Origin of the sequence: Helicobacter pylori (assembly GCF_003636935.1) — a bacterium.
Taxonomy (GTDB): Bacteria; Campylobacterota; Campylobacteria; order Campylobacterales; family Helicobacteraceae; genus Helicobacter; species Helicobacter pylori_CH.
This window is the reverse complement of the sequence record NZ_MVVH01000008.1, coordinates 41183-63606: the sequence shown is the minus strand read 5'-3', so window position 1 is coordinate 63606 and position 22424 is coordinate 41183. Positions and strand designations below refer to the sequence as shown.

The following is a 22424-nucleotide window of genomic DNA, read 5'->3' as shown; positions in this document are numbered from 1 at the left end:
TCTCTGTCTTTGCTCATTTTAGCTAAATCATCTATTAGAATTTTATGATCCAATTTTAAAGCTTGCAGGTATTCTAGTCGTGGGTAAGGAGGTTTTTGCTCCACTAATCTGGTGTATTTAGCGATATTTTCTTTAGTGGTTTCAATGGAGTTTTCTAATTCCTTGATTTTTTCAGGGAGTTTAGTGATAGCGTTATCCAGTCTCTTTAAAAACCCATCAAATTTGATCTCACCGCAGAAATTATAAGAGATAAACATGTTTCCCGTATCGTTTTTATAAACCATATTGCTAGGGCTATAGGCAATATTGGGATTGTCTTTAGGGCTTAAACTAAACTCCACTTGATACTTAGTTTTATAAGCATTCACCACAAAGCCCTTGTATTCTAAAAACTTACAATCTCTTTCTTCATTGAAAAACAAGTCGTTCAAATTGCTTGCAAATTGCTTTTTAATAGCGTCTAGTTTTTCTTTATTTTGTTCGGCTATTTGCTTGTTTTGTTCTTTGAGTTTCTTGTGCGCTAATTCTTCACTCATAGAGGCGTTTTCTTTTAAAGGCTCTACTTCTTTAACTTTGATAAGCTCATAATCCTTACTCTCTTCATTTTTCAAATCATAAAGCTTGATCTCTGTGTGAGTGGGGATCATTACAGAGCTTTGAAGCGTTTCTAAATCTTTCAATTCCTGTTTGAGATAATCCCATTGAGAAGCGTTGTTTTTCAAATTCTCTTCATTGAAATAATTTTCTTTATTGAAAGCTTTGTATTTTGCTTCTTCGTTTTTGATTTCAGCCCTCAATTTGACTTCTTCAATAATCAAGGGATTGCCTGTGGCTTCTGCTTTCATCTCGCTCGCATTAGAACTCCCCATATTAAAGTCTTCTAATTCATTCAAGCCTAATTTGTGCGCGTTTCTAAATTGCTCTATGCCTTTAGATTTAGTCTCTATGATTTGCCACATACGGCTATCATAAGTTTTTTCAGTGGCGTAGCGATAGATTTTCATTCTAAAATTTTCAGGATCGTTTTGGTGCAAAATATTGCCTTGTCTTATCCCACGCCCCTCCATTTGCAACAATTCATCAGGCCTCCATGGGCAATCTAATTCATGCATAGCGACTAATCTTTCTTGCACATTAGTGCCTACGCCCATTTTAGCAGGACTGCCCAATAAGACCCTGACTTTGCCACGATTGAGCTTTTTAAACAAATCCTGCTTTTGCTCTTCGGTTTTAGCGTCATGGATGAAAGCGATTTCATTTTGTGGGATACCCATTTGGACTAAATGCCTTAAAACATCGCTATAAACATCAAACTTACAGCCTTTAGCTAGCTCTTCATCTAAATTGACGCTTTTAGCCTTTTTCTCTTTGAGTTCGTTCTCTAATTCTTTCTTGCTAGGAGCGATGAGATTGCCCTTTTCATCATAGCTAGACAAGCTCTCTAAAAGCTCTTGAGCTTCATCTAGGGGATTTTTGTTTTCTATCTCATGAGCGTTATCTAACACTTCTAAACTCACTTTTTGGCTATGGGTTTTGGGCGTGGATAGTCCTATGAAACCAAGTTGTGTGCCTTTAGTGGCATTAGTTTCTAAATAATTCTCATAGATATTTTCTGCCATAGCATAGCTTTTAGAAAATTCTTTTTCTACTTTAGCGTTAGGGTCAATCAAGCGGTAATCCAAAGCCACTTTTCTAGCGTCTGTGGTGCAAGAAAGGATATTGTCTTGCCCTTTTTTATTTTTCTTGCCCTCGCATTTTTGCATCCTGTCAATGATAGAGCCTTCATTATATTTGCCATTTTCATCCGCCACGCCAATGAATTGAGCCACTTCTTCGCTTCTTTTCACCACCACATTGATAGGTTTATCCCCATACACTTTAGGCACAAAGTGAGGGTTATGCTTTAAAATGTCATCATTAGAGACAATATCCGCAAAGGCTCTATACATGGTGCTTAAGCCTTGCACATCGCTAAATTTAGAAAAGCGATTAACCATTTTATAACTTTGAGCGGAAGTGTCTAATTCAAAATCATTCACCACTTCCCCATAAGTCTTAGCCCAATCATCAAAGAATTCTAACCCTCTTTCTTTTAACACTTCAGGGGTTAAATAGCGTTGCAAGTGATACATTTCACTTAAGGAATTAGCTATAGGCGTGCCGGTTAAAAACATGATTTTCTTATCGTTTTGGTGCAAGTAGCGCGTTTTAATAAACAAATCTCTAGCGCGATTAGAGCCTTGTTGGTTACCAAGCCCTGCAATTTTTTCCATAGAAGTTTCAAAGGCTAGATTTTTGAATAAGTGGGCTTCATCCACAATCAAATTGTCAATCCCCATTTGACTAATATCAATATGAGAGCCTTGTTTTTCTAAAATCGCATCGTATTTAGCGCGGATTTTATCTAACTTGTTTTTAAAGGCTCTTTCATTGGGTTTTTTATTTTCTCTGGGGTTAGTTTTATAAGCCAGTTCTTGCCTTTCAAAGTTTTTTTCAGCATTCAATAGCTCTTCTTCTTTCAATTCTTCTATGATTTCTCTAGGGTTAGACAACAATTCCAAATGGGTATGAGCGATAATCACAGCATCATAATTGTTGTTAGCGATTTGATTAAATAAAAGTTCTCTTTCTTTTTCATTGATGTCCTTGCTATCAACAACCAACACATTAGCGTTAGGGTAAGCCTTGTAAAATTCATCGCCCCATTGCTTGGTCAAATGGTTAGGCACGGCAATGAGGGTTTTATTCACTAATCCCATGCGTTTTTGTTCCATGCAACTGGCTATAGCGCACAAAGTCTTGCCTGCTCCAACCTGATGGTCTAAACACACCGCTCTGTCTTGGATCGCTCTAAAAATAGCGTTCTTTTGGTGGGGTCGCAAGCTGATATACTGATTAAAGCCCTCTAGTTCTAATTGCGAGCCATCATAGGTTTTTAAAACGGAGTTATTGAAAGTGTCATTATAGATTTGCTCCAAATGGGTTCTTCTTGTATAATCCTTATAAATCCAATCTTTAAAAGCTTCTTTCAATTCTTCTGCTTTTTGTCTGGCGAGATTGCTTTGCTCTTCATCAGTGATAAAGATTTCTTTTTTAGGGTCATTAGGATCAACTTGGGCGTATTTAACGCTCAAATCCTTGTTGTTTAAGACTTTGTTTAAAAGACTTTCAAAAGGCGCTTTATAAGAATGCGCTCTGTCTTTATGCCTGATGCCATAAAGCTCGTTTAATTCATTGTTTCTAATAGAAACTTCATAAGCGCCGTTTGGGTGTTCTACTTTGATGTCTTCTTTGAGATTGCTTAGTTGGTAATCTGTCATTTTATCGCCGTATTGCTTTTCATAATGGTTAGCGCTCAATTCCATTAAAAACTCTTCTAAATACTGAGTGGGTATCCAAGGGCTGTTGATATTAGCCATGATTTCAGTGGCTTTCAAATCTTTAGGGATAATCAGCTCCAAATCTTTCAAATTAATCTCTAAGTCTTCCACGCCTTGATTGATGGCTTCTTTAACTTCTTTGAGTTTTCTTTTCACATTGCCGCTCAAATAATCGTTCGCTAAAATATAGCCGCCATTATCCTTGTGGTCTTTATAAATCAGTTTTTGCTCTAAAAGTTCTTTAATCGTGGTTTCTAAGCTTTGGGTTGTGAAATGATCCCTAATGAAATGCAAATCCAAACACCCTTTTTGATTGATGCTTGCGATTAATGCCTCTTTAGCGTTAGTGATGATGAGTTCTTTTTTAGGGTTTAAAGTCCTTTCAAAAAAGATTTGAGCTTTTTTGACTTGAGCTTGCCTTGACTCTATGTTTTGCATTTTAGCGCTTCTAGGGGTGATTTCTTTTTCAAAGTCTTTTTCTAATCCTAAGACTTTAGCGCCATACAAATCTTGTTTGATGTCCTTACGATTTTTGTTTTCATTGAGATAGCCAAATTTCTTGACAAATTCATCATAAACAAGATTGAGTTTAGCCCTCTTGTTTTCTAGCTCTAAATCAGAGCTTAAGGGGTTTAATTCCGCGCTCGTTAAATCATTCAAAGCGTCTTTAATTTTAAAATAGGCTTTTAGTCGTGAATCTTGGGCTTTAGAGTTGATTTTAGTGGGTTTTAAAAAGATGCCCATTTTATTATTTTGTTCTAGCTGGAAATAAAGATTATCCCACTTGACTAATTCCCCCCTTTCTAAATTTTTGATAAGTTTTTGAACTTCTTGATAGCGTTCGTTACTTGGATCAATAATAAGAGCGTCTGTTTTAAGGGTAGTCTTATGGTATTGATAGACATCTTTAGGCAATTTTTCTATCGCTTGTTGAAGCGCTTGGGATAAATCTAAGCTTTTATCTTCTAAGGCTTGCAACTCGTATTTATAAATTTGTTCGCCATTGATTTCAGAGCTATAGCGGGTTTTTTCCAAACTCAAATGCCCTAGAATGTTTTCAGGGTGGTTGATAAAGTATTCATTTAGGGTTTGTTCGTTGAGATGGATATTATTCTCGCCAACTTTATCCATGAAGTCTTTGATGATTTTATAGTCTTGTTCGCTGTAACCAAAGTTAGCGGTGTCTATTTTTTCATACCAGCGTTGCAATTTTTCTTGTTTGAAACCAAAATGGTTTGCAATCGCATTGACAATCTTAAGTTGATCGCTAGGGATAAAACTATCAAAGCGGTTGTTTTGTAAGGCAAAAAGGGTGTCATCATCCAAGCTATCAATGATCTTGTCATAATAAGGCATAGCTTTAGTGAAGCTTTGATGGGTTGCTTTTTCAACGCCTTTTTTAAAAAACACGATGTCGCTAGTTACTTCTGCTCCTGTGCCTTTAAACACGCTATTAGGCAATCTTACCGCTCCTAAAAAAGTGGCGTTTTTTGCGATGTGTTCTCTCATTTTAGGGTTTTTAGCATCCATAAACCAAGAACTCACCACAAACGCCCCTATGCCATCATCTTTCAATTCCTTAATCGCTTTCCCCAAAAAGTAATTATGAACGCTCTCGTTACTCAATTCTTTGTCATTAGAGCTATAGATTTTATGATTGCCATAAGGAGGATTGCCCACAAACGCATCGTATTCTTGATAAAAATGGTGGTTTTCTAAAGCGGTGTTTTGGATGACTTGATTAGGGTAAAGGAATTGAGAAATACTAGCGCTAATAGGATCTAATTCTGTGCCGATAAAGCGGTAATTCTTATCGCTTGGCGCATGAGCGATGAATTTGCCTGTGCCTAAACTGGGTTCAAAGATTTCTTTTTGATGGTTGTCGTTATTAAACCCTAATTGATCTAAAGCCTGATAAATGCTATCAATAACCAATTTAGGGGTGTAGTAAGCGTCTCTTGCGCTCAAATAAGCTCTTCTGAATTCATCTTTAGTGAGCAAGGCGTTTAATTCTTTAAATTCTTCAGGGTGTTGATCCTTTTTAAAGTAGCTGTCTAACCCGCCCCATCCGCTAAATTGCGCTAGGATTTCTTGCTCTTCTAAAGTGGCGTAATAATGATCTTTTAAGATCTCTTGTTTGGCTTGCAGTTCTTTTAAAAGCCTAATGGCTTTAATGTTAGCCTTATAGCGGGTTTTAGCCCCTTTAATTAAAACTTCTTCGCTCGGTTTAAAATCTATTTTAGGGTTAAGGGCGATGGTTGGCGTGGTTGGTGTTTCTTGCTCTGGTGTTTCTCGCTCTTGTGTTTCTTGTTTTAGCGCGGTTTGCGCGGTTTCTTGAGTGTCTCGCTCTTGCGCGGTTTGTTCTTGCGCGTTATTCAACTCTACGCTATTATCTGTTATTTTGCTCTCTTGTGTGGGATTTAATCCTACGCTATTAGAGATAGCGTTTTTATCCATGGCTTGACTATCTAGCGCGTTGAATGCGTTTAAGGCTTCATTTGTTGTTTCAATGGATTTTTGAATGCGATTTTCTAAAATCTCTAAGACTTTTTTAGGGCTGATTTTTAATTGGAATTTGTCATAAAAGATTTTAGTCGTAGGGTCTTTAAGGAGTTGTGCCCCCACAATACTATCCTTTAAAGGCTCGTTGTGGTAAATAGCTTCTAAGAGCCTGGATCTAAAGTCAGGCTCACTCGCTATGGTGTTGTTTCTAATAGCGTTAAGCAAGCTTTCTAAATTATCTAAATTTGATAGAAGTCTTCCCTCTTGATCCCTGTTTTCTTCAAGGTCTCTAAGTCCATTTGGTGCGCTGAGTCCTGCATGATGTAATCGGCTTTGAGCAGGTAATAATACTGATTGATTTGAGCTTCCTGGAGCAATTCCATGTCGCTCACCCCTTGCGCCCTTTTGATTTGCGCTCCCATTCTGTCTAGGGCTTTTGTCTCCATTTTCGTTTGCTCTATCACTGCTTTTATCAAGCTCATTATCGTTCTGTGATCTTTGGTTTTCATGGTCTGTGGGAAATAATGAGCCCATCTGTCCATGATCAAAAAGGCGTAAGCGTCCAGTCTGTCCTGGCTGTTCTCTAGAGAGAGAAAGCCCCAAATCTCTGGAGCTATTTTGTTGATGAGATCGGGTTTGCGGTGGGAGTGATATTCCTCTCTCATCGCTGGGATTATCCCCCTTTTCTTCGCTTCTTGCTCCATTTTCCATTCGGCTTGCTGGACTTGATGCTCCATTGCTATTTGCTCTTGCATCCGCTCTTGCTGATACTCCATCTCCTCTAGATACATGTTCATGTATTCTATCTCGCTCTCTATGGGGTTTTTCTGAAACTGCCTGTTGGTCGCTAGATCTATAAATTCCTCTTGTTCCTCCCTGCTCTCTAGGCTCAATAAATAAACTAGGGTCTTGGTGTGAAAGTTCTCCATCACTCGATCGCTCCACTCCCTCTTGCTGTCTTCTATGTTCGCTTCTGCGGTGAATTTCTTGCGGAATTCCTGCTCTAGCTCTGCTCGGCTCATCTGCGCGATTTGTTCTTTCTTTTCCATTTGGTTCTCCTGAATTTTGTTGCTCTAATTCTAAATCAGCCATGCTTAAATTTGGATGATTATTATCATTATTTTTAATAATATTGTTAGAAGTATTAGTCTCTATTGTATTTTTAATAGTGTTATTGTTATTTGCGTTAGAATTTTGCCGCTCATTACTGCTCTCTTTAGCTTGAATGATTGCTGCATTCAAGTTTACCAATTTGTTATAACGCTGTTGATAAGCTTTTTCAAAATTGTTGATGTCTCTTAAGATTTCTTTAAAAGGCTTGATTTCTCTTTGATTCCCATCGCCATTAAGATAAACGCTTTCATAGTATTTTTGCAATTCAATTTTTGCTTGAGCGATTTCTTCTAAACTTAAAAGAGCGCTTTTTAAAGAGTAATCTCTGTTTTCTTGCATAGCGCTTATCTCTTCTTTAGTCCAGCCTAAAATAAAACCATTATTAAAGAAAAATTGTTTAATCTTATTAGCGTTATCTGCGCTGAGATGGTTTTCTTTGAGTTTATTTTCATTGATAAGCCTATGCATTTTCCAAGCAAAATTCGCATTATCATCTTTGTCTATCCAAGGATAATAATCTGTTGCTGAAAGCAATTGTTGCTCTAGGATTAAAGCATGCGCTTCTTTGGCTAATTCAAATTCTAGTTTTTTAACTTCTTCATTGGCGTTGGTGTTCAATTTGGTATTTTCATTGTTTATTGATTCAAAAGGCAGTTTGTCATAGAGCTTAAAATACTCAGCGCTAGAAATACTGGGGATTATTTCTCTTATTAGTTTACCATCTTGTGTTCTTTCTACTTCTTGGTAAATATCTTTAAGGTAGTCGTATTCTTTAACGATTTCATTGCCATTTTCTAAGGTTTTCTTATGCGTTTCATTATGGTGGGTCAATTGGATTTCTAAACCTTGCTCTTTCAATTCTTCTAAGCTGTTTGTGTGGGTTAGAATTTCAATTTCTCTTGGAAAAAACTCTTTGTTGTTTATAGTATCAATCAGATCGTATCTTTTAGTGATGCGCCTTTCAAACCCTTCCTTATTCGCTTCATAAACACGAGAACTTTCTTTTATCCCACCATTAGCAAAGAAATTGACATCTTCTTTACTATTATCCTTATATACTCGTTTTTCAAAACTTAAATACCTCGCCCATTCAATAGGATTTCTAGAAATCATGCTTGCTTTATTGATTTGCGTTTTCACGACATAAGGGAGTGGATCTTGTATTTCATTGATCTTGTCTGATTCTTTAGTAGGGTTGTTTGTTGTAATATTGCCATTATCTAAGATACTGAATAAGTTGGGTTGCTCTCTTAATTCTTTTAACTTCTTTTTGTTAGGTTTGTAAGCCATTTGTTGCTCCTTTTAAAATTTAACTTTGGGTGCTTTGTGTAACTTCTTGTTCGCTTTCTTCATTGCCTTGTTGCATTTTCTTAAACAAGGCTCTTTTCTCTTCCATACTGATTTCACTCAGTGGCTTTTTTAAAATCTCATCAATTTCATTGTGATTTCCTTGCTCTATATTTTCATTAGCATTTTCTAAGGTAATGGGACTTTCATTGTCTTTCTCGCTTTCTTTTAAGTTTGAATTTTCAAACTCTTGTGGTGTAGTGGAATTATTCTCGTTAGTGTTTCTCTCATTGCTCTCATTCTCTACTTTTTCCCCCTTATTACTTGGTTCTAAGTCAGCTTTGTTTTGATTAGGGGTTGTTTCAATCTCTGTAGTGGGTTGTATAGGCTCTTCAACTCTTTGTCTCTCTACTTCTAAATCAATAGGCAAATTAGCTCTTTTTAAAAGCTCTTTATCTTTGAACCAATAATTAGCTTTGAGTTTTAAGGGGGTAGCTTTAGCCCCTGTAACAATAACAATGACTTCATCTGAATTGATATTCATAATATCTTGGGCTGTGAGTAAGTTTCTACCCTCATGGCTATAAGAAGAGCTACCTCCAAAGACCAATTGACCTTTTTCGGTAGAATAATTTTTAGATTGTCTTGTAAATTCGCCCACTTCCTTAGAGACAATCTCAGCATCTTCAGCACTATTCATCTTAAAGACAATGTTATAATGCACCACGCCTTTTAAGATTTTCAAATCATCATCGCTATAGTATTTTCTAATCATCGCATAATCTTGCGTGATGAATAAGGGGACAACATTATAAGAGCGACAAAGTGCTGGCATTTCTAACAAGAAAGGCAACTTACCAAATCTAACAAATTCATCAGCAATGATAAAAATACGCTCTTCAGGTTTAGAGCTTTCTTTGACCATAAGGTTTTTAGCAATGCTCTCTAAAAAGGCTCTTACTAAAGAAGAAAGTGTGCCTATATCAATTTGAGCGATTACAATGTAAATACTGATATTGCCCGTTCTTAATTCTTCATAATCAAAGCTCATTTTAGAAGTAGCTTCACGCACTTTTGGGTCTTTATAGACATACATAAAACGCTTAAAAGAAGACATAATGCTCCCAAATTCATCATCAGGAGTGTTTGCCCAACTCCTAGCATCTGTCCTTATAATCTCATCTAACGCCCCTTTTGTTCCATAAGGGGGTTCAGGTTCTCTTGGGTCATAGTTTTTTTCATCATTCATATCTATGTATTTTTGGTCAGCCACTTGATTTAAAAAGAGTTTTAAAACATTAGCTTGGGGATTTTTCATAGGGGCGTTAGTTTGTGGGTCTAAGATAACTTCGCCTGTCTTTTTATCGTGTTGGTAAAGTTGCTTGTAATAAGGGCTTTTAGGGTGTATTAAGGGGGCATAATCATTAGCTGGTGCGATAGAGACATCATAAAAAGAGCTATGCCCTTTGGTTACTACTTGTAAAAGAGCAAAAAAGACAAAAAGCTCTTTAGCTTTAGATACCCAATGGTCTTCTTCATCTACAAAAATACCATCGCCTACTGCTTTAACATGCCTTAATTGCTCCGCAAAGGTCATCTTTTCAACAATCCTTTTATCAAAAGGATTGAAATAGCAAGTGTTATCATCACCATAAGGATTAAAAATTAAAATTCTATTATTTAAGAATTTTTGTCTATAACCTGCGGTCTTATCTCTTAGTTCGCCTTTAATATCAGTGATAATACAGCTATTAGGCAAAGTCAATAAATTTGGCAAAGCCACACATGCAGTTTTTCCAGCACCAGGGGGTGCAACAATCATCGCTCCTAAAGGCTTGTCATAGCACACATTTCTAAGCTTTGGAAAACCAAATTTACCTAGAATAAAGCCATTATCAAATTGCACCCCTAATCTATGCACCACTTTACAAAAGCCCTCTTTGCTAAAAATTTTAAAGCATTCTATATCTTTAACATTAGCCCATCTCGCATAGCCATGCGAAGTTTCTGTGGTTTTTGGGAAATTGATATAAATCGTAGCCACAAAGGGCATTAAAGAGATTAGCATAGTAAGATAGACTTCAAATTTTAAATCAAAGATGCTTGCCCCATGATAAAGCCCTACAAACACGCTTTGAGAAAAGAAATAAGCCTGTCTCAACGACTTTAAGGCATCAAAAGTGTAATAATTTGCCAAGATAAAAAATAAGGGGATAAGTAAAATGCTGAAAAGCACGCAAAAAGCCTTCACAAATTGCATTTTCATGCGTTGTCCTTTTTTGGCTCAGTAGTAGATTGTTTTTCATTAAGAGCGTTGAGAATTTTTGAAATGGCGTTAAATTCTGTTTGTCTTTTTTGTTCTTTGTAAATTTGAAGTAGTAATTCCAAAGAGATTTTTTTACACTCTTCTACATTTTTATTAAGTGTATCCATAACCTTAAAAATCTCTTCTAAGAATGCTAAATTCTGCAAATAAAAGGGTTTGTTATACTTAATGGCAATGTTAGTGTTTTTAGTTAATTGATTGAGATTATTACTATTAGCAATGAGTTCTCTATAGACATGCTGATTGATACTAATGACTTTAAACAAGCTTTCATAAAATTCTTTTGTTTTTAGCGTTTCTTTGCTAGGGTCTAGCCCTAATACAAGATTTTCTACACACTGCGTAACACTAATCTTTTTGACCTTTAAATAGTTTTCTAAAATATCTTTACACTCATTTGAAATAAAGCAATTGATACGCTTACCCAGCTTTCGTTTGTTTTGATATTTTTTCATAGGCTATCTCTTAAATCTTTTGCTGGTAAGATTTCTTGAATGTATCTAGTGTTAGTGGCTTTATCTAATACAATTTGAACGACAATATCCACACTGCTTTTAAAGAATTTTTTTGCTACATTGACATCTAAACCACTTTTATTCATTTGTAAATTTAAAGCAATCGCCTCTATAACCCCATGCACACTATCTGCATGTAAAGTAGAAACCATGCCTTTATGCCCAGTGTTTCCAAATCTTAAAAAGAGCATGGAATTTCGTGTGTCAATCTCGCCTACCATAAGCCTATCAGGAGACATTCTCATTGCCATATTCAAGGCGTTTTCATAGGTAAATTTAGAGCTTTCAGTTTTATCCACTAACAAGGATTTATGATTTTCAAACGCTCTTAAATCTAATTCTTCGCTATCTTCAACGCTTACTATTCGTGTGTGTTTGGGGATAAACTCAATTAGAGCGTTTAAAAAACTCGTTTTTCCACTGCCTGTGCCTCCACTAATGAGTAAGTTTTTGCCCTCAATCATTAAGTTTTGTAAATACTCATAATCGTATTGACAGATACTAGAAAGCTTGAAAGCTTTTAAATCAAACTTTTTATCACTTGGCACTCTAATATTCAAACTCAATTCATTATCCGCACTAATAGCAAAGTGGTTCATGCTCACTCTGTATCTAGAAGTAGGAATGGAAGTATTAAGGGTGGGGTAATTAGCATTAAAAAACAAATCTCTAAAACTCGCTAATTGTTCCCCAAACCCCAGAATAAAGGCTTTGTCTAAATTTTCATCAAAGACTTTTTCTCTTACTCCATTAAGCTTATAGAGCCAAATTTCTTTTTCTTTATTCATAATTAGCTCTGTAATACCGCTATCTAAATAAGGCAATAGCCTTAAAATAGCGTTTCTTAAAGCCCTATAATCTTTGAGTTTGTCTAAGTCCATAGAATTACTTTCTTTTTAATTCTTCAATATTGTTACTAAGCGTTTCAATCTTGTTATCCAAGTGCTTAATGCGTCTTTCAAACTCTCTTTGCAAGCTTTCACGCTTATTGATAGCCTTATCTAACTCATCAGTGCGTCGAACAATTAAATTGGCGTTGTTTTTTAATTCCTTAGCTTTTTGAATATTATTCAATGGCATTTTTTCTACTTCCTTTGGCTCTTGGTTTTGATTATTGGAGTTAATTTCTAACTCGTTTTCTTGCGTGATTTCATCTGACATCATTGGCTCCTTAAAATTAAAATAAATAAGCGTAGTTGAACGCTATGTAGCTAGAATTAGTCGCTTTGGTAAGAAAATTAGAAAACAAGACCTCGCCCTTAAAATTCCCATTTTGAACGACAATTTTGCTAGGCACAACTGACTGATAGTTAATTGCTCCTCCAAAGCGATAATTCACTTCAAATTGATGATGGTTTAAGTAATAATGTAGTCCAATAGTGGGATAAAAACCATGATTAAAAATATCTTTAGGTTTATTAGTGATAAACTCACTATGGCTGGTTTTTATGGGGTCTATTTTTGCAAAATAATATTGCATACGCCAGCCAAAGCCCACACTTAATCCTAGTGTATGGCGGTTCTTTTTAATGACATTTAAAAAATCAAACAAATACTTCACATCTATGCCAAAATTTAAAGGCGTGTAATTAGCGCTAACTTTAGATTTGTAAATTTTTATGTCTGTGCTTACATCACTAGGTGTGCCTCCATACAAATGGCTTGAGATTTTAATCCCATGCCTTTTACTAGCTCCAAAATAATGCTGATAACCTATTAATAGTCCCATATTAAAATTAGCGTTTTTAGAAGTCTTGCTATAAGTGAGTAAATCATTTGTAGCATTAGAAATAAAGCTTAAACTTTGTTTTAAACTTGTGCCTGTAATAGCAATTTCTGAGCCTAAGAAAAAGCCATTTTTAGTTTGCATAGCTACTAGGTGTTTTTGAGACTTTTTTTTGCTCTTTAACTTCTCTTTTAGCTTGACTTTGTAACAACTCAGCACTTTGTAAAGGATCTGATTGTTGCTTTTTAAGGGTATTTTGTGGAGCAATTTTTTGCTCCATTTTGTGTTCTAATTTCTGTTCTTGAGAAATGTCTTCTTGTTTATTTTCATCAGGCATAATGGCTAAAAAGCCCTCATTAGCTTGCAAATAACCAAGAGTAGTTAAAAACAAGGCTTTCTTTAAATTAGTGTTCATTTTTTTCCTTTCTTAATTGTTTGGGACAACCCAATTGTTGTGCGAAGCGCATGAGTAATTAGCATTAGGCGTCTGCGCCCATGAGCAATATTTACCCTTAGTGTTAGATTTCCAAGCATTTCCAGAGCTAAAGTTATAACTCATACAAAGATTGCCATTCCCATTAGGGCGATAATAAGTCGCTTGCCAATTGGTAAATTCTTGTGTGTTAATGAGTTGTTTAACACCATTATTGAGATTAAGCTTTTGGCTTAATACAGTGAGTTCAAAATTTTTGCGATACTCATCGCTTAAATTAGGGGTATTCACATAGATAGTGGATGGAAAGCGTTTGAGTGTTTTTTGAGCTTGTGAGACATAGTAATACTTATAGGTGTCATACACAGCATCACTATCGCCCTCATTTCTAGGTCGGATATATCCAATCGTAGTGCCTTGATTGATAGTCTGATATCGTGTAACCCACTTAGCTAGGGTGCGTAAATTACCTTGAGAATAGCCTGTATAGCTGTGTGTTTTAGTCCAAGACCCCCATCCATCATCACAATAAGAAGTGGTTATCCATTGACTGCTATTTAAAGACATTTCTTGAATTTCAAAAGTGGTATATTGTGGCAAATCATAATTTGAGCCACTAATAGTGTCTAAATCGCCTACATCTTCGCCTTTAACGCTACTTTCTACATTGATTTTGGTATAAGGTTGGATAATTTTAGGCACTTTACCCATATCAGAAGTGTAATCACAGCCTGTTACATTGTAGTATTGGTTAGACACCGTATCAAAGATACGAATTTGAGTGGGGCGATAAGCCTCTAATTTAGCGTTATCAAACTGCCATTTACCGCACGCATAAGTTTGGTAGCTAAATTTTAAAGGACTAACCACATTATGACTGATAAAGACTTTTTCTTTAGTAATGGGGTTAATATAGTATTGATTAATCACTCTTTGAACAGTGCGAGTGCTTGGGTCATTATCGTATTTAACTAATTGTTCTTGCACATTTGCAAAATCAGTGCAAGGTTTAGCTACATGGATTAAGTTATCAAGCCCACGAAATAAAATTTCTGTTTGAAAAAAACTTGCCATGCCACTTCCATAGCCTTTATTAGTGGTGGTATCTAGCTTGCATTTATTGGCATCTTCATACATAGGAAATTCAAATTGCTCCCCATATAAATCCACACAACCCCCAATGTTAATACTTTTGTTTTCTCTGTTGATAAAATAAAATTGTGTTTGCTTAATGGCTTTCATATTTTCAAAGTCGTAGTTGTATTGACAGACATTGTCATTTCTAAAAGCTTGCATTTTAAAGCAAGAGCCATTTCTATCCACAATGTCTATATTCATCGTATTGCCATTTCTAATAGGAGCGGTGCAAAATTCATTGGTATAATGGCTATCTGCACTAGCAGTGCCTCCATTAGCACTATTACTCCCATTAGCTCCGCTTGTGCCATCAATTCCATTAGTGCCATTAATTCCATTAGCACCACTACCATTTTGAAGTCCGGGGGAATAAGGGAAAGGAATAAAGCCCCCTCCCATGCCTCCTATACCTCCGCCTCCACTTATAAAGGGGGTATAGCCACTATTAGAACTCCCACTAGAGCCATTTCCACTCCCAGCAATTGGGGGGAATGGGTTAGAGCCTACGCCTTGATAACCACTTGTGCCATTAGCTCCATTTGCTCCACTACTTCCATTTTCCCCTTTAGCCCCATTATTACCAGAAGTGCCATTTACTCCATTTGCACTTGTGCCATTAGAGCCAGTGTTATTGCTTGTGCCTCCATAACCACTTGCATATCCCATGCCACTTGCCCCACTCCCACTAAAACCTTTGCCATTTTTACTAGAGACATACGCACTTTTACTCACCCCTATGGCATTAGACATCTCACTATCGTTTTCACCGCCTAAGACAATCCTTGTGCCTTTTTTAAGAACCAGTTTGCTTTTAATTTCTTTAATGGCGTTTGGGGGGCTTTGTAAGGTCTTATAATCATTGCCCTTTTTAATATGAGTTACACTAATAGAAAGATTAGCTCTTTTTTTAGAAACCTTGTAATTACCCATAGCAATGGTATTTTCTTGCACCTTATTACCCACAACAACTAAAGCCTTAAATTCGCTATTTTTTCTTAAATTCCAATCTTGCATAGTCTGAATGACAAGAGCATGGCTATTTGAAAGTGCTACACATAAACTCATTAAAATTTTAAACACATTAGATTTCTTCTTCATTGTTAATTTCCTCTTTTGTTTTGATTGGGGGTTTTTTCTCTTTAAAGAACTCCGCTAAAACCTCCCCATCTTTTGGTTTAGGGATAAAGATGTCTAAATTAGGGCTAATAAACACTCTGCTCCCCTCTCTAATGATGATAATGGGGTTTTGCGCTCCATATTGCCTTAGCATTTGATTGATAACTTGATTGATGCCCATGCCTGTATTTCTAGTGAGTTGCATAAGCAAGTAATCCCCAAAAAAAGGGTTGCCATCACCCTTTCTATTTTGCCTATTAGCTAAGGCTGAAGTAATTCCTATTAAAAGACCATTAGAGAGCGTGTTGGTGAGTAAGGGGATACCATAGCGTTGAAAGTTTCGGCTAATGTATTTGCCTACTAAGCCATTATAACCCTTCACATCAGCCCCCCTTGCGTTAGTGAGCATGATGTTTATGCCTTGAGGCGTGATAATTCTAGTCCAAGCAATGTTAAGGCGGTATTGTCCAATTTGATTGTTATTATTGTAATAGCCTATAACCTTAGAGCCTTTAGGAATTAGCACCGCTCTACCCATAGAAGCAAATATATCGCTCTCTACTTGGGCGGTTACTTTTCCAGCAATTTGAGAGCTAATAGGCGTGATTAAAAAGGCTGGTATCATTCTATCAGCGGTTATGGTTCTTAAAAGCTTATGCTCATTAGTGCCGATGTCTTTATATTTTAAATTAGTAAAACTATCCACGCCGTATTCCGTCTCAGGCTTAGTGGCTGGTTTAGTTGGTTCTAAAGGTTTAAGGCGTGTGTTTAAAAATTCTAATTGCTCTTTAGTATGCTTTGGTTTAGGCTTTATTTTAGAGGGGCTTTGTAAAACTTGTTGTAAATGCGTGATAGTATTATTTTGCTGATTAAGATTGTTGTTAAGATGACTATAATCTTTAATGTTAGGATTAGCTGAAACACTAGGATTGGGGCTAGTTTGTGTTGTAGGCTCTTGGGTAGTTACTTCTGGTGTTTCTTTGGCTTTTTCTTTTGGCTCTTCTTTGACTTCTTCAAAGAAATAATCACTTAAAGGGAATTTACTCTCACTTACTTGAAAGATTTCTTCTTTATTGTTATTGTTTGAGCCTTTATTAGCAAGCAATCCTAATGCCATTAAAACAACAAAGCCCCCAACACCTAAGCCTATCTTTTTAAGCAAGGATTGTTTCATTTTGCCCTCTTTGCTATCTTTTCTATACAAAGATAGGCTTTACCAAGCTTTAAATTCCATTGATTTGAGACATCTTCAGCGATTAAGTAATCGCCTACTACTCTGCTATTAACAGGATTAACTTTATAAACTACAGGGAATTTACTTCTAGCATTAGAGCGGTTAAATTTAAAATAGGTAAATTGCTCATCATTAAAGATTTGAGTGGGTAAATCATCTTTGTATTTGGATTTGACAACCTTTTTGCACATCCATAAGCAATACCATTTGCGTTTTTTCTTGTCTATAATGACATAGCCATATTCCATTTTTTTCTTGTTGATATAGATGTGATTGACATTGTCCCCAATTTTAATGAATTTGCCATCATCTTTGATTTTGGCGGAGTAATCCACATATTTCATTTCATCTTGGCTGTGTCTATGCTCTTTGAAAGTTTTAGTTTGATTGCTAATCACTTTAAAATTTTCTGAAGCCTTTCTAGAATTAGCTAAAGCGTTACTAGGTGGATAGCTAGGGGATTTGAAACGATTTAAAGAAATGGGAGCATTTGCTAACGCTATTTTAGTGGTAGTAGTGTTTTTAGATTTTGTAAGTGGGTTTTGCTCTTTAATATTTGGTGATTTTTTAGTTATCTTTTTAGGGACATTATGGCTTGTTTTAATGTCTTTGTTTTGGGTGCTATGAGTGGGTTTATTTTCTTTGTTGATTTCTTTCTTAGTGGTAGTGAAATTTTTAAAATACTCTTTAGAAGAAATATACACTATTAAGGCTGGGTTTTTAGAGCTAGTATATGTGGTTGAAAACATATAAAAGCTATAGACCTTACCGCTTTTTCCAATGATAGTTAAATTGCTATCTACGCCAATTTGCAAGGGCTTAATGAGTAAGATATTAGAAATTAAATGCTCTTTATCTTCGCCAAGCATTTTAGTAGAAAAGCCTATATCATCGCCTAGAACCACTTGTGCGATTGGCTCATCAAAAATAAAAGTGGTTGTCATAGCATATCTTAGGCGAATATTGAAAGTATCGCCTATGGTGTAGTGGATAAAGTGGGCGTTATCTTTGATAGAGCGATTTTTAGCAAAAAAATTGGCTTGGATGGCATTGAAGTTTGTCATAGGTTTTAAAGAATTATCTTCATCGCTATTATCATCGCTTAAAACTTCATCGCTCTTTTGAGTTTGTTTGGAGTTTTCTTTATTTGCATAAGGGCTATTAGCACTAAACGCACTAATAGGTACATCATTAGGTTTTGGGGTGAGTTTATCATTAACATAATTAGTGGCGTTAGTGATAGTTTGCTTGGTGTTATTAAGAGCGTTATTAGTGAATTGCTTGGCGTTATTTAGCATTGTTTGAGTTTGTGTGTTATTTGGTTGGTTATTTTGTATAGGTGTAGTGGGTTGTGAATAAGGGTTTTGATTTGGCATAGGTGTTTGCATAGAATTAGGCTGTGTGTTGTAGTTAGTGCTAGGTTGTGTTTCTTGGTTAGTCTGGTTATTAAAGGGTTGTAAGGAAACATCGCCTTTTGAATAATCCATAGGCTCATTATAATTTTGAATGTTATTTTCTGCTAATAAGGGAGCTAAGAGCGATAAAGTAAAACTAATTCCCCTAAATGCCCTAATCATTGTTCTTCCTTATTATTAGGCATATTAGCTGGGTTGTTTTGGGGGTTAGTTGGATTTTGTTTTTTGTATTCAATTTTAGAATGGGGTCTTTCCACTTTTTTATAAGTCTTATCTAGGGCTTTAATGCTTGCGATTTCACTCAAGGAATATTTATCTACGATAAAGCCTGTAGGGTTTTTAGGCATAGAACTATAATCAAATTGAATAAGGTGTTTGAAGTGATAGATTAAAGATACTCTGTAGCGTTTTTCAGAGATTAAATAGCCTTTATCAAAGACCTTAGCTACAATATCTGCTACAGCGATATTTTGTTGTTTGCCTTGCTTATAGATAGAAATATTGATGATTTTAATTTCTCTATCCATATTAGAGTTAGAATAGATACTGCCCTTGCCTGATACTAACTGCTCTAAAGTTTTCCACACTTCTTCAGAGCTTTGCTCTCTTATGGTTTCATTCAAGCGGATTTTGTCATCAATATGATTGATAGTTTCTCTAGCTGTAATGTAAGAGCCGACTAGATTTCTTAAAAATGCCTCGCCATAATCTACTTTGGTATCCGCTCTTTGCACCACAGCAAAATGCTTATCGCTATTAGCAAAGTCTATAAAATAAGGCGTGTTTTCTTTTAAGGGCATCATAATAAAAATGGCTATACTTAAAGCAATGATACCTATAAGCCCCCCTATAGCTAATCTATACGCTATTTGAGTGTTCTTTCTTTGGATTTCAAACACGCTAGATGAATCTAACTCATCTTTTTTAAAACTCTCTAATTGCGTGTTTATGCTAGATGTGATACTTTCTTGCAACTTATGCGTAACAATGCGTTTTAACTTAGGCAAAACCCTTTCTTGAATTTTATTCTCCCATTTTTCAAAAGAGATTTTTTCTAACTCTTGGTTTTTAGCAATGCTTGTTTGAATGCTTTTAATGAGCTCTTCTTGATTTTCTTTGGTATCTTGTTCTAAAAACTCTTCTTGTTGGTTTTTTTCTTGTTCTTCTAAAAACATGCTTAAACTCATAAAAAAGCATTTAGCGTATTCTTTAATATTTTCTTTAGTAAAAGAGCCTATTTCAAAGGAATTTTCTAATTCTTTTAAATGCTCTCTAAGTTCTTGCAAATTAGACATGTGTCCCCCTTAAAAAAGAGTTGTTTAAGTCCTTTAACGCACAAGGGGATTTTTTCATTTCTATGAATTTATATGAGCATGCACATAGAAACATAGCCACTATCACAAAAACTAAACGCATGATGTTTTTCATTTAAGCACCTTTTCTAAGTGTTTTTTGTCATCAAAATTTTCGTGTTTGTTACTCACAAAGACTTCTCGCCAAGTTTTAGGGTAATGCTTAATGAGATTATCAATGTGTTCTACCATGTTAGAATTAGAGCTAAAGATTTGTAGGTAATTACCCAAAGAACTTAGGCTCACATCTATAATGTTAGATGAGCCATCATTCATGTTTTTGAGTAAGACTTTGTATTCATTAACGGCGGTGTTTTCTAAAAAATGTTTTTCTGTATCGCTTAGTCTAATGCCAAATTTATCGTTTAAATCTTTGGTATCAATATTTCTTTGGGGATACAAAATCAATTGCCCCATATTTTTTATAAAGCTTTGAGCGTTTCTCACTTCGCTTAGTTGGTTAATGTCTTGTAAGGCTAGAACAATCACCCCATTAGCCTTTCTAGCTTGAGTAATGATTTCATTGATTTTTTTATTCATCATTTCATTTTGAGCGTAAGACTTAAACTCATCAATAAAACATAAAAACCCACGATTGATTTTTAAGGCTCTGTCAATCATCTTATGAAAGACATAGTAGGCTAAAAGCCCAGCGTCATCATCATTATGTAAAATGCTATCGGTATTTATGGTGCTAATACGAGTTTTAAAATCTAGACTATCCATTCGGCTAGAAAATAAGGAAGATTTTAAATAGTCTTCAAAACTACTATCTAAAATGTCTGTATTGGTTTTAACAATGGCATTGATAAACTCTTTTAAATCAAAAGGAAGGGGTAATTCTTGGTTGCTAAATTTGGCTTGTTTGACTTCATCGTTATAATTTCTATACATCGTATCAATAGCATTTAAAAGGGCTGTTCTATCTTCTACTTTATCCTTATGGTCATCATAACTATCCACTTTTGCCATTTGGGCATAAAAATGCAATAAAAAGGCTCTATTAGTTGCGCTATCTTCTAATGAAAAAGGGTTAATATGAAAGTTTTCGCCTTGATTATAAATCCCATCAAAATACTTGGTAAAGGAATACAACCCATTTAGTCTATCAAGAGCTAAAATATCAATGTTAGAATATTTTAAGGCACTCATCATCAAATAGCTAATGAGTGTGGTTTTACCAGCACCTGTTGCTCCTATAATCATGGTATGTCCCACTACTCGTGCGACATTATGGGCTAACACGCCCTTATGTTTGACTTCTTGATTATGAAAATTAAACAAATAAGGGCTATGGTCTAGGTTCTTAAACACAGATAAGGGCATATCCCCCCAAGAATTTGCTCTAAAACCTGTATTATTTTTCTCAAACAAAATCAAAGATGCTATGACTTGGGAAGTTTGATGTCTCATTCTAGGGTTGATATTGGCGTTATTTGGGAAGAATGAAAAATAAGATGGTTTTAGCCCTATAGTTTCTGTAACACTGCCTAGTCCAGCATTATTAAGCAAGGATAAAATCTCTTTTAAAGACTTGTCTAATTTAGCTTTACTTTTAGCCCTTATAACTAAGTTTAAAGCACACTCTTGCATGCTCAAACGATTGGCTTGCACTAATTCTATATAATTATCAATATCAGCTTTTACTATTTTAGAAAGCGTGAGCTTTTTCTTAGTTTTTAAAAAATTCAGGCTTTCAAATTGCCCTAAAGAGCGGATATGAAAGATTAAATCTAGTTCAATTTGGGTGTGTAAAAGAGTAGATATAGGGAGCGAAGAAATTTCTTCGCTCTCATAAGCCTTAATCCCCACACACGCACAAAAGGTGTTTTGATTTTGAAATTCAATGACAAAGTAATCTTTCTTAAAATGCACATTAGATGCAATATAGCTATCGCTTAATCGCTTTAATTTAGGATTAAAGGCGATGTATTTGCCATTGATGTATTCTGCGTAGAAATTTAATACTTCTTTAGAATTTAGTAAAGTGGGTTTAAATTCTTTAAGAGCGTTTTTTACTCTTTCTATGGTTTGAATGAGTAAGGCTCTTTTACTTGTGGCGCTAAAGGTTATCTTTTTTTTGAACTTGTTTTTCTTGTCTTTTTTAGAGCTTGTGTTTGAATGAGTTTCATTGGAGCTATTTTCATTCTCTTGTTTATCTTCTTTAGAGCTTTCTTCTAACTCTTCATTAATTGAAGTAGTCATTTCCAATTTCTTTTTTTCAAAGAAAGACTTGACATTAGAAGTGATAGTTTCAAACACTAAAAAATACTCTGTTTTATAGATTTCCTTGCTTTCAAATTGTGTGATAATAGCTTTGGCATAAATATTGTCAATATTTGGACTTTGATTGATAAATTCCTTACGCCTTTTAGCCACAATTCTTAATTGAATATCTTTACTAATGGTGTTGAGAACATTTTGTCTAGTATCAAAATAGCCCTCTAAGTCTTTTTGCATTAAATTAGAATAGCTTAGTCCTTGTAAGGATATAATGCCTACTAGATTTTCTTGTTTGGTAATAATGAAAGTATCATCATACAAACCTAAAATATTGCACTCCTGTGCCATAGAATAGGTTTTTGGCACAAACCCTGCTAAAAGGTCTATGGCTTTTTCCTTGCAATATTTAAGGGCGCTTTCTAACATTAAGAAGACTTTCTTTTTCTTTTAGGGGTGTTTTTATTGCTTTGATTAGCTAAAACAACTTCTTTATGCAACTCATCTACAATATTTCTAATATTAGTAACAAGAATATAGGCATCTAAATAAGCTTCTTTTTTCATTAACGCATTCACACTTGATTTTAAGCTAGAGATAGCTTGTTCTAAGTTGTAAGAAATGGTTAATGGATTAGGTTTTTCTACTAAGACTTCTTTTTGCATATT

General features: G+C 35.2%; 12 protein-coding genes and 1 pseudogene. All 13 read right to left on the bottom strand.

The window, feature by feature from the left end:
- A partial coding sequence (locus tag EAL87_RS05875) for an SNF2-related protein (RefSeq protein WP_120913645.1) occupies nt 1–8285 on the bottom strand: 8285 nt, incomplete at its 3' end.
- A 19-nt stretch (nt 8286–8304) separates the two neighbouring features.
- The gene (locus EAL87_RS05870; protein ID WP_120913643.1) at nt 8305–10548 is read right to left on the bottom strand and encodes a type IV secretory system conjugative DNA transfer family protein; all 2244 of its coding nucleotides are present in this window, start codon (nt 10546–10548) and stop codon (nt 8305–8307) included.
- Nucleotides 10545–11063, bottom strand: a complete 519-nt coding sequence (locus EAL87_RS05865) for a replication regulatory RepB family protein (protein ID WP_100973850.1) — start codon at nt 11061–11063, stop codon at nt 10545–10547. Before EAL87_RS05865 ends, EAL87_RS05870 begins: the two co-directional genes overlap by 4 nt.
- Nucleotides 11060–12004: a CpaF/VirB11 family protein gene (locus EAL87_RS05860; RefSeq protein ID WP_000362459.1), complete on the bottom strand. Its 945-nt coding sequence runs from the start codon at nt 12002–12004 to the stop codon at nt 11060–11062. The genes EAL87_RS05865 and EAL87_RS05860 overlap by 4 nt, the downstream gene beginning before the upstream one ends.
- Before the next feature lie 4 nt (nt 12005–12008).
- Nucleotides 12009–12284, bottom strand: a complete 276-nt coding sequence (locus tag EAL87_RS05855) for a hypothetical protein (RefSeq protein WP_001278752.1) — start codon at nt 12282–12284, stop codon at nt 12009–12011.
- A gap of 16 nt (nt 12285–12300) precedes the next feature.
- A pseudogene (locus EAL87_RS05850) lies at nt 12301–13264 on the bottom strand (hypothetical protein).
- Nucleotides 13265–13276: 12 nt separating this feature from the next.
- Nucleotides 13277–15517: an autotransporter outer membrane beta-barrel domain-containing protein gene (locus EAL87_RS05845; RefSeq protein WP_120913641.1), complete on the bottom strand. Its 2241-nt coding sequence runs from the start codon at nt 15515–15517 to the stop codon at nt 13277–13279.
- Nucleotides 15501–16709 (bottom strand): DNA type IV secretion system protein ComB10, encoded by a 1209-nt coding sequence (locus EAL87_RS05840; protein ID WP_000814188.1) that lies wholly within the window; start codon nt 16707–16709, stop codon nt 15501–15503. The genes EAL87_RS05845 and EAL87_RS05840 overlap by 17 nt, the downstream gene beginning before the upstream one ends.
- On the bottom strand, nt 16706–18346 hold the full coding sequence (locus EAL87_RS05835; RefSeq protein ID WP_120913638.1) for a TrbG/VirB9 family P-type conjugative transfer protein: 1641 nt from the start codon (nt 18344–18346) through the stop codon (nt 16706–16708). The genes EAL87_RS05840 and EAL87_RS05835 overlap by 4 nt, the downstream gene beginning before the upstream one ends.
- Nucleotides 18343–19479: a VirB8/TrbF family protein gene (locus tag EAL87_RS05830; RefSeq protein ID WP_120913636.1), complete on the bottom strand. Its 1137-nt coding sequence runs from the start codon at nt 19477–19479 to the stop codon at nt 18343–18345. Before EAL87_RS05830 ends, EAL87_RS05835 begins: the two co-directional genes overlap by 4 nt.
- Complete coding sequence (locus EAL87_RS08255; RefSeq protein WP_000789929.1) at nt 19472–19612, bottom strand: hypothetical protein; 141 nt, start codon at nt 19610–19612, stop codon at nt 19472–19474. Before EAL87_RS08255 ends, EAL87_RS05830 begins: the two co-directional genes overlap by 8 nt.
- On the bottom strand, nt 19609–22185 hold the full coding sequence (locus tag EAL87_RS05820; RefSeq protein WP_120913634.1) for a VirB4 family type IV secretion/conjugal transfer ATPase: 2577 nt from the start codon (nt 22183–22185) through the stop codon (nt 19609–19611). Before EAL87_RS05820 ends, EAL87_RS08255 begins: the two co-directional genes overlap by 4 nt.
- Nucleotides 22185–22421 (bottom strand): hypothetical protein, encoded by a 237-nt coding sequence (locus tag EAL87_RS05815; protein WP_097690922.1) that lies wholly within the window; start codon nt 22419–22421, stop codon nt 22185–22187. The genes EAL87_RS05820 and EAL87_RS05815 overlap by 1 nt, the downstream gene beginning before the upstream one ends.
- Nucleotides 22422–22424: the final 3 nt, after the last annotated feature.

Bases quoted from the DNA above. Each gene is read 5' to 3' on its own strand.
- EAL87_RS05860 (WP_000362459.1), bottom strand. From the start codon at position 12,004: ATGGACTTAGACAAACTCAAAGATTATAGGGCTTTAAGAAACGCTATT.
- EAL87_RS05855 (WP_001278752.1), bottom strand. From the start codon at position 12,284: ATGTCAGATGAAATCACGCAAGAAAACGAGTTAGAAATTAACTCCAAT.
- EAL87_RS05820 (WP_120913634.1), bottom strand. From the start codon at position 22,185: ATGTTAGAAAGCGCCCTTAAATATTGCAAGGAAAAAGCCATAGACCTT.
- EAL87_RS05840 (WP_000814188.1), bottom strand. From the start codon at position 16,709: ATGAAACAATCCTTGCTTAAAAAGATAGGCTTAGGTGTTGGGGGCTTT.
- EAL87_RS08255 (WP_000789929.1), bottom strand. From the start codon at position 19,612: ATGAAAAACATCATGCGTTTAGTTTTTGTGATAGTGGCTATGTTTCTA.
- EAL87_RS05865 (WP_100973850.1), bottom strand. From the start codon at position 11,063: ATGAAAAAATATCAAAACAAACGAAAGCTGGGTAAGCGTATCAATTGC.
- EAL87_RS05845 (WP_120913641.1), bottom strand. From the start codon at position 15,517: ATGAAGAAGAAATCTAATGTGTTTAAAATTTTAATGAGTTTATGTGTA.
- EAL87_RS05830 (WP_120913636.1), bottom strand. From the start codon at position 19,479: ATGTCTAATTTGCAAGAACTTAGAGAGCATTTAAAAGAATTAGAAAAT.
- EAL87_RS05815 (WP_097690922.1), bottom strand. From the start codon at position 22,421: ATGCAAAAAGAAGTCTTAGTAGAAAAACCTAATCCATTAACCATTTCT.
- EAL87_RS05835 (WP_120913638.1), bottom strand. From the start codon at position 18,346: ATGATTAGGGCATTTAGGGGAATTAGTTTTACTTTATCGCTCTTAGCT.
- EAL87_RS05870 (WP_120913643.1), bottom strand. From the start codon at position 10,548: ATGAAAATGCAATTTGTGAAGGCTTTTTGCGTGCTTTTCAGCATTTTA.